Source organism: Acetomicrobium mobile, from assembly GCF_937920065.1.
This window is the reverse complement of record NZ_CALETC010000006.1, coordinates 1-8,956: the sequence shown is the minus strand read 5'-3', so window position 1 is coordinate 8,956 and position 8,956 is coordinate 1. Positions and strand designations below refer to the sequence as shown.

General features: G+C 45.4%; 7 protein-coding genes. 6 read left to right on the top strand and 1 reads right to left on the bottom strand.

From position 1 onward, the window contains the following. Positions 1–141: 141 nt before the first annotated feature. Positions 142–1,581 carry an MATE family efflux transporter gene (locus Q7P41_RS00170; protein ID WP_303881075.1) on the bottom strand — a complete coding sequence of 480 codons (1,440 nt, stop codon included), beginning with the start codon at positions 1,579–1,581 and terminating at the stop codon, positions 142–144. Between the two features lie 445 nt (positions 1,582–2,026). Between Q7P41_RS00170 and Q7P41_RS00165 the strand changes: the two genes are divergently transcribed. The 6 genes from Q7P41_RS00165 to Q7P41_RS00140 form a co-directional block, all read left to right on the top strand. Next, a complete protein-coding gene (locus Q7P41_RS00165) occupies positions 2,027–3,154 on the top strand; it encodes a DUF3798 domain-containing protein (protein ID WP_303881074.1) in 1,128 nt (375 codons plus the stop codon). Positions 3,155–3,263: 109 nt separating this feature from the next. After that, positions 3,264–4,859, top strand: a complete 1,596-nt coding sequence (locus Q7P41_RS00160) for a sugar ABC transporter ATP-binding protein (protein WP_303881073.1) — start codon at positions 3,264–3,266, stop codon at positions 4,857–4,859. Further along, a complete protein-coding gene (locus tag Q7P41_RS00155) occupies positions 4,859–5,935 on the top strand; it encodes an ABC transporter permease (protein WP_303881072.1) in 1,077 nt (358 codons plus the stop codon). Before Q7P41_RS00160 ends, Q7P41_RS00155 begins: the two co-directional genes overlap by 1 nt. Further along, positions 5,935–7,104, top strand: a complete 1,170-nt coding sequence (locus tag Q7P41_RS00150) for an ABC transporter permease (RefSeq protein ID WP_303881070.1) — start codon at positions 5,935–5,937, stop codon at positions 7,102–7,104. The genes Q7P41_RS00155 and Q7P41_RS00150 overlap by 1 nt, the downstream gene beginning before the upstream one ends. Positions 7,105–7,237: 133 nt before the next feature. Beyond that, entirely contained in the window at positions 7,238–7,741 is a 504-nt protein-coding gene (locus tag Q7P41_RS00145) for a metal-dependent transcriptional regulator (RefSeq protein WP_303881067.1), read from the top strand. 108 nt (positions 7,742–7,849) lie between these two features. Continuing rightward, the coding region (locus Q7P41_RS00140; protein WP_303881064.1) for a tetratricopeptide repeat protein at positions 7,850–8,956 on the top strand (1,107 nt) is incomplete at its 3' end.

The following is an 8,956-nucleotide window of genomic DNA, read 5'->3' as shown; positions in this document are numbered from 1 at the left end:
GTCGCCCTCTGATAGAAGAAAGTTATCATGAACCCCAACTACCCACGAGACAGCAGAGTAATTTTACAGGAAACTAAGGACTTGACCGTCATATATAAGTCGTATAAAAGTGAACATGAATTTATGTGAACTTCCTTCAGGCTAAGAGCCGGATGAAGAACACTCTGCGGATGCTTGGAAAAACCCCGCCTCGCGAGCCAACTTCTTTTTATGCTTTACAAATGCCTTCCTCCAGCGTCCGGTGCGAAAGACAAGTATCATTCCAATCCCCTGCACAATATCGGAAGCGTTGATGCCAAGCCAAATGCCTTTATAACCCATTTTGACGACAAGTGCGAAAAAGTAGGCGAAAGGTATTCTAAAACCCAGCTGACCAATTGCGTTGACAATGGTAGGCACTTTGGTGTCTCCCGCGCCATTCATCGCCTGGCCAAGGATGAGCGAAAATGCAAGAAAGGGAAACGTTAAGGCTAGATAATGCAAATACGAGCTACCGATAGTAACGACCTCCGGATGGTCGTTAAAAAATCTTACGAGACTTGGCGCAAAGACCAGGAAAACTATGATGATCGGGATGAGAATAAGTTCATAATATGCAACGGTACGCCATGCAGCCTTTTGTGCTCGCTTCGGCCTTCCTGCGCCCAAGTTTTGCCCCACTAAAACGGCAGCCGCGCCTGCAAACCCGTTGCCGGGCACTATGATGAGCATTCTAAGCCTTGCCCCTATCCCATACGCCGCAAGAGTTACGTGCCCAAAAGATGTGACCAGGCGCATCAAAAAGAGAAAGGACACTTCACGGATAAATACTTGAAGTGAGGCAAAGGAACCGATGCTCACAATCCTTTTCATCAAAGGCGGAAGAGGCTTCAGGTATTTAAGCTTTAAATGAAGCGTGGAGTGTCCAAAAAGAAGATGCCTTAAAAGAAATAGGACGCCAATTCCTCGGGTTAAAACCGTTGCTATAGCAGAGCCGGCTACGCCCATAGCAGGAAATGGGCCATACCCCATGATAAGCATCGGATCAAGAATGATATTAAGGATATTTGCTATTATCAGTGCGTACAAAGGAGTCTTGGCATCTCCTGATCCCCTCAGAGCGAAATTTATTCCCACAAAAATAAAAATGGAAATGGCAAATGCGAAGTTTATCTTAAGGTATTCTCCTGCATATATAAAAACATCACCTGTGGCTCCAAAAAGCTTTAAAATGGGATCTACCAGAAAAAGCGCTACTAATAACATTACGCCCGATCCGATGATACCCAAGATAAGCGTTTGCCCTAAAACAATATCCGACATCTCGTGATTTCCTTCTCCGGTAAAGTGTGCGATGAGAGCCATCGTTCCTACGGCAATGCCCTGAACCAGCATCGTGAGTACCGCCACAACTGTACCGGCAATAGCAAGTGCGGCTACTTCAACATGTCCCAATTCACCGACAAAATATAAGTCCACCATCGAGAAAAGATCTTGCAGCAACCCGCCAATCATCATTGGAGCTGCAAGCTTCCAGATGGATCGCGAAAGTTTGCCTTCTACTAAGTTTTTTTCAATTCTTCGTTCGCGTTCATTTGCCATATAAAAATCGCTCCTTGCAACCTTCAGTCTTTCGTAAAATTCGATTAATCATAGCATATTCAAAAATTATATCATGCACCATAGAGGTATTTACATTCGCATGTGCCGAAGGATAAGCAAAGGTAAGAAATCTTCAATTAGCAAATCATCGGCTTTACATAGACTCTAAGCTTGACCCTTTGTATATACCTACAATATGATATAAACGATATGGACCTCAAATCTGCTACATCAAGTAGTCTCAGTTATAATCAATATGAAGCTTTCATGAATCATATATACTGTATATTATATATTATACTAGATAAAGAAAGGGGGAATGGAGCAAAGGTAGTCCTAGGGAAAAGTTAAAAAAAGCAGCTTAACATAGGTTGGCTAGTTGTTTGTTCAGGGGATTTGTATTTATCAAAGACGTCGTGGCGTCACGATAAGGAGGAGTGGTTAAATGAGAAGGTTATTTCACGTAATGGTGGTTGCTATTGTTGCCATGGCTTTTGCAAGCGTGGCTTTTGCCGGTCCCACCAAGGTGGGGATCATGACGGGCACCACATCTCAAGGGGAAGAAGAGTACAGAGCCGCGCTTGAGATGATCGAAAAATACGGCGAAGACAGGGTAATTCACGTAACCTACCCTGACAAATTCATGGACGAGCAGGAAACCACTATTCAACAAATAATGGGCATGGCTTCCGACCCGGACGTAAAGGCCATAGTGTTGGTGCAAGGTGTTCCCGGTTCGGCAGCGGCCATCGATAAGGTTAAAGAATTTCGTCCCGATATGTTTTTCATCAATATAGTTCCCCATGAAGATCCCTTGTTAGTCGTCCAGAAAGCAGATATTTGCCTTGAGACAGATAATCCCATGCGTGGTGTCACGATCATTGAGCTAGCTGAAAAAATGGGCGCCAAGACCTTCTGTCATATTTCCTTCCCTCGACACATGTCTTATCCCCTTCTCGCTGAGCGCAGAGACATCATGAAGGCCGAATGCGAAAAGCGAGGGATCGAGTTTGTTTTCGTCAACGCACCCGATCCAACCGGAGATGCCGGCATAGCCGGAACACAGCAATTCGTCCTGGAAGACGTTCCCCGTCAGGTGGAAAAATATGGCGTGGACACTGCCTTTTTCAGCACGAACTGTGGAATGCAAGAACCGTTAATAAAGGCTGTCATGACGACAGGTGCCCTCTTCCCGGAGCAGTGCTGTCCCAGCCCTTATCACGGATATCCTGGGTCGCTCGGGATAGAGATACCCCCAGATAAAGCTGGAGATGTGGAATTCATCTTAAAAGCCATTGAAGAAAAGGTTGTCGAAGCAGGCAGGGCAGGAAGATTTGCGACTTGGAAAGTTCCCGCCAACATGGCATTTACCTATGCTTCAACTGAGTATGCCTTTGATGTCGCCGATGGCAAAGTATCGGGATACGATAGAGCTCATATGGAAAAGCTGCTTTATAAGTATTTTGGAGAAGAGTCCAGGATAAGATCGTACGAAAACGTCGAAGCTGGAGTAAAAGCAGATAACTTCTTGCTCATCGTTGGGGAGTCGATAATCTTTGGCGCAAATAAATAGAGAGCATACGTTTAAACAAAGACATTAAAAGCTCTAGCGGGGTTGCTCGCCTGTGAGCGACCCCGCTACGTTGTAGCTTACTTTATCTGAAGGAGGGAGGAATTTCTTAATGGAAGCTCCCCGTCTGGAAATGCGAGATATAAGCAAGGAATATTTCGGCAACAAGGTTTTGCGCTCAGTGAATCTTTCTGTTGCCCCCGGCGAGATTCACGGCCTAGTCGGTGAGAATGGAGCCGGAAAATCAACGTTAATGAATATCTTGTTTGGGATGCCAGTCATAAGAAATACGGGAGGTTTTGAAGGCAGGATTTTTATCGATGGAGAGCCGGTAGAAGTAAACTCGCCCTATGATGCTCTGGAATTAGGCATCGGCATGGTGCATCAGGAATTCATGTTGTTGCCCGGGCTGACCATAACGGAAAATATAAAGATAAATCGTGAAATCGTTAAAGACAACTTATTGAGCAAGTTGCTGGGGAAAAAACTTGGAATCCTTGATTTTGAAAGAATGAGAAGGGATGCAAGGAAAGCGTTGGATCGGGTGGAGTTAAATATCGATGAAATGTTGCCCGTCCTTGGATTGCCCGTTGGATTCATGCAGTTTATCGAAATTGCCCGAGAGCTGGATAAAGACTCACTGAGACTGCTGATCCTGGATGAGCCTACAGCCGTACTGACGGAAAAAGACGCCGAAACGCTGATAGAGGTAATGAAAAAGCTCTCCAGAGAAGGCATTTCTATCCTTTTTATAACTCATAGGTTAAATGAGGTCTTGCGGGTGGCCGACAATATCACTGTTCTCAGGGATGGCGAAGTGGTCGGAAAGCTTCCATCGTCGGAAGCCACCATTGAAGTCCTCGCAGAACTCATGGTTGGACGTAAAGTCGATATATCAGCTCGAGCTCGCAGGGGTTTTGAAGAAGACGCGAAACCGATACTCACGATTAAAGACCTTCACGTCGATATGCCGGGAGAAAGAGTTTCGGGCTTGTCTTTAAATGTTCAAGAGGGAGAGATATTGGGGATAGGCGGATTGGCCGGTCATGGGAAAATAGGAATCGCCAACGGCATCATGGGATTATACCCTGCCAGAGGTTATGTTCACGTCGCAAACTATGGCGAAGTTGAACTTAACTCTCCGCTTTCGGCGCTCAGCAGCGGCATGGCCTTTGTCTCAGAAGATAGGCGAGGAATGGGACTTCTTTTAGACGAAACGATAGAGCTCAACATCGCTGTCCAGGCTTTATTGAGCCGAGGCAAGTTTCTTAAAAAATATTTATTTAACATGATAGACAGAGAGTCAATCCGGAAACACGCACTTAAAATGATTAAAGATCTGGATATACGCTGCACCGGTCCAAATCAAATAGTAAGGCGTCTAAGTGGAGGCAATCAACAAAAGGTCTGCATAGCCAAAGCACTCACCTTGGAACCTTCGATTCTTTTTGTCTCTGAACCGACACGTGGGATTGATGTGGGCGCTAAAAAAATCGTACTCGATCTGCTTTTGCAGCTGAACCAGGAGCTGGGAGTCACAATTATCATGACATCTTCCGAACTTGCCGAGCTTCGTTCTATTTGCGACCGGATTGCCATCATTTACAGAGGTCGCCTGCAGGGTATCCTTCCCGTTGACGCAAGCGACAAAGAATTTGGCTTAATGATGGCAGGGGAACTTTCGGCTGTTAAAGAGGGGGTATTTTGATGACTTCGGGTGATTTCAACGAGCATAGCTTATGGCAAAGGATAAAAGAAGGCGTCGCAAGTTTTGGAGTAGCCAGATCCATAATACTCCTTTTTTTGATCATCCTTTTAATTGCCGCACTGATCTTAGATCTTCCCATGGATCAGATACTTTCGAGCATGCTGAGTCGTTTCGGAATGAACGGCATCCTGGTTTTGGCCATGATTCCAACGATAAGATCAGGGACAGGTCCAAATTTTGGCCTTCCATTGGGAATTTCCTGTGGCCTAATTGCGGCCGTGCTCAGCATAGAACTTGATTTAAGGGGTTTTCAGGCCCTTTTCTTTGCGGTTGGTCTGGGTGGAGCGTTAGGTGCCATAGCAGGTTATTTGTATGGTTTACTGCTCAATAAGGTCAAGGGGCAGGAAATGACGGTGGGAACATATTTTGGTTTTTCAATCGTTTCATTGATGTGCATTTTTTGGTTCTTGGCGCCCTTTAAAAGCCCTGAAATGATTTGGCCCTACGGAGGAAGTGGCCTACGTGTAACTATAGCCTTGGAGGGCCGTTTCGACAAGGTTTTAAATAATTTTCTTGCCTTTGATGTCTTTGGTGTCACGATACCGACGGGATTGCTGCTTTTTTACGGAGCTTTTTGTTTAATAGTGTGGCTTTTTATGCATTCTAAAACCGGAGTGGCTCTTTCGACGGTGGGAGAAAGTCCTCGTTTTGCAGAATCCTGCGGTCTTTCCATAGATCGTTATCGCACTATAGGCTCCGTAGTTTCTCAAGCCTTGGGGGCAGTGGGCATCATCGTATATGCCCAGACATTTGGTTTTTTGCAACTTTACATGGCCCCTCTTTTCATGGCCTTTTTTGCTGTGGCATCCATACTAATAGGAGGAGCAACCTTGAATCGAGCGACCATCTGGCATGCCACGGTAGGTTGTTTTCTTTTCCAGTCGATCCTGGTTGTTTCTATGCCCGTTGCTAACCTGATCATATCTGAGAATCTTGCTGAGGTCGCAAGGATAATAATAAGCAACGGCATCATCCTTTATGCATTGACACGCCGGGAAATCGGAGGTGGCGCCTAATGGCTAAAGATGAAAAAGTTCTCTCTTCGACTTCAAACAACATGCATGAATCGCAAAAAAATCAATTCGAGCTGAAGTGGTTTTTGCGCAAAAATATCGTGCCCGTTTTTTTCTTTGTGCTGTGCGTCATTGGCGGTTACTACAGCGGATTACCGCTGCCTTTTTTACTCAATGAGATCATCACTCGGATGGCCCGAAACAGTTTTTTAGTGATCTCCCTCATAATTCCTGTTTTGGCCGGCATGGGACTAAACTTCGGCATCGTATTAGGGGCCATGGCCGGGCAATTTGCCTATGTCGCCACGGTAAATTGGCAAATGGCAGGACTGACTGGCTTTACGACGACTGCACTTTTATCTATACCCTTAGCCATTTTGTTTGGCTGGTTAACGGGAATTCTTTTTAACCATACAAAGGGAAAGGAAATGATCACGGGAATCATATTGGGATTTTTTGCAAACGGCATCTACCAGTTGATATGTCTTTACTTCATGGGAAACATCATACCCATAAAAGTTCCATCGATGCTCATTCCCGGCAGTATAGGACTGAGGAATACTTTGGATATTAAGCCCATGCAATACGCCCTGGATAACCTTTTGAAAATACAGGTGAAGATCCCGGGCCACGTTTTCCCGGTGTCAATACCCGTTGCAACTTTCCTGGCGATTTTGGCCTTGTGCCTCTTTACGCATTACATTGTAAAAACTAAGCTTGGCCAGGAGTTTAGAATAGTGGGACAGGACATGCATGTTGCAGAGGCATCGGGCATCAACGTGGATAGAGTCAGGATTATCGCTGTTATCCTTTCAACAATATTAGCCGGCCTTGGACAAGTTATTTTTCTACAGAACTTGGGCAACATCAATACCTATGGAAGTCACGTCCAGGTTGGCACTTTCGCCGTTGCAGCCATACTGATTGGAGGTGCATCTGTTAAAAAGGCCACAGTTGGCCAAGCTTTGCTCGGAACGCTTTTGTTTCATACCCTTTTTATAGTGTCTCCCCTTGCAGGAAAAAACCTTGTCGGAGACGCAATGATAGGGGAGTACTTCAGGGTTTTTGTGACATACGGAGTAATAGGCGTTGCCTTGGCGCTTCACGCCTGGCAGAGCTTACAAGAACAAAGAAGAATAGCATTGCTTAAAGCTGATATCAGTGGAGAATAAAAAATATCGATTAATCTGGACAAGACGAGCTTTTACTGAACCTTTGTGTACGCTTTTGAACGAAACCATCGATTTGACTAAAGGACGCATTTCGTACATAATTATACTAAGCTAAAAAAGATAGGTGATGCTAATGTCTGGATTAACGCCAAGAAAAGAAGATTACATTAAGGCCATATATAAGCTCAGCGAAAGAAACAGGGCAGTACGCGTAAAAGATATTGCTCAAGTCATGGGTGTGAGGGCTCCAACCGTTGTAGGGATAGTTTCCATGTTAAAAGAAGACGGATACGTTGAGCAAGAGCCATACGGATATCTCGAGCTTACCGCCTTGGGCAGGGAAAAGGCCAAGGCATTAATTCATAGAGAACAACTGATTTACAAATTCTTTGAAGACGTCTTAAAGCTACCAAGCGACGAGGCAAAAGACAACGCTTGTGCCATAGAACATTATATATCGCCCGTCTGTCTTGAACGCCTTCTTTTCTTTATAGAATTTATATCTACCTGCCCTCACGTCAAGCCCAAGTTCTTGGAGCACTTCAGTAAGTTCATAAATGATGGCGACGATATAAACCTCGCCTGTGTTGCCTGTTGCTGCCACGAGATGTCTCAAGAAAGCGAAGTTGCTCAATAACCCTTTTTCAAGGGGATTGCGGCCAGGTTTTGCAGGTTCCTTATTTTTAAATTGCCGTCGAATGTATTATACTAATGCTAACGTTTAGCGAAGAAGGGAGATCTGTTTTTGCGAAAGTTTCTTCCCTTAATTATTGTGTCGTTCCTTGCTATCCTTTCTATAGGTCTTACCAGTGTCGAAGCTTCGCCGCAAAGCGTAGATACCTTGTTTGTGGCGAAACAATGGAAGGCCTTGGATGAATACTTCACAGTTCACAAAGACTACTTATCGCCTCGAGAATGGTCCCTTTATGCCAATGCGCTTTGGTTCCAGAGTAGGTATGCCGAAGCCCTGGATGTGCTGCTTGAGATACAGGATAAATTCCCCCCTTCGGTAAAGCCTTACGGCGAATTTTATATGGCCCTTGCATTTGAAAGAACTAATCGGCAAGAAGAGGCAAGAGCCTTGCTTTACAAGCTTTGGCCTGTTTCTCCTCGAGCGCTTCGTTTTTATGTAGCCTACGGGCTTTTTCGAACAGAGGAAAATATTGAAAAGGAAAAATGGGGAAGGGCCATGATGTCAGCCGCCTCGGACGATGCCCAAAGGGTGCAAGCTTTGACTGCGCTGTTTTCCATAGATTCGGCCGGGCTCGAAGAAGCATTCGCGCTGCTTGATATTCAACCACAAAATTCGACTGCTTTGAATTTTTTAAAGCGGTTTCCCGAGGACATCGATGCTCGAATTCCCTTTTACCTCGGGTACGCTGCCTTTTTAAAAGGCAACTATAAAGAGGCAGAGGCGCTACTTAAAAAGGTCGACGAAAGCCCCCCTCATTGGCATAAGGCTTATTACTACCGCGCTTACTCCAACTACAGGCTCAGAAACTACGAAGAGGCAGTCACGCTTTGGCACAAACTTGCCACAGGCGGTCGTGATTTTGCCCTGGCTTCCGTCGAAAGACTTGCAATGCTTGCAAGCAAAGGAAACGCAAAGGCCATGGAGGTCTTGAAAATATTGGCAGGACCGGATGGTGAAGTAGCTAGGGCTGCCTTATATCACCTCATCTCATACTACGAAGATATCGGTGACGAGGCAACTGCGCGCGCGCTGACGGATCGGCTTCTTTCAGGAGAAGATGATTTTTATTCGATGAAGGTCTTGTGGCGAATGGGGTGGAAAGCATGGAAAAATGAAGATCACTTGAGGGCAGCCGAGCATTTTAAGCGGGCAAGCGCT

Excerpts from the sequence above, each read along its gene's own strand:
- Q7P41_RS00170 (WP_303881075.1), bottom strand. The coding sequence starts at position 1,581 with ATGGCAAATGAACGCGAACGAAGAATTGAAAAAAACTTAGTAGAAGGC.
- Q7P41_RS00165 (WP_303881074.1), top strand. The coding sequence starts at position 2,027 with ATGAGAAGGTTATTTCACGTAATGGTGGTTGCTATTGTTGCCATGGCT.
- Q7P41_RS00160 (WP_303881073.1), top strand. The coding sequence starts at position 3,264 with ATGGAAGCTCCCCGTCTGGAAATGCGAGATATAAGCAAGGAATATTTC.
- Q7P41_RS00155 (WP_303881072.1), top strand. The coding sequence starts at position 4,859 with ATGACTTCGGGTGATTTCAACGAGCATAGCTTATGGCAAAGGATAAAA.
- Q7P41_RS00150 (WP_303881070.1), top strand. The coding sequence starts at position 5,935 with ATGGCTAAAGATGAAAAAGTTCTCTCTTCGACTTCAAACAACATGCAT.
- Q7P41_RS00145 (WP_303881067.1), top strand. The coding sequence starts at position 7,238 with ATGTCTGGATTAACGCCAAGAAAAGAAGATTACATTAAGGCCATATAT.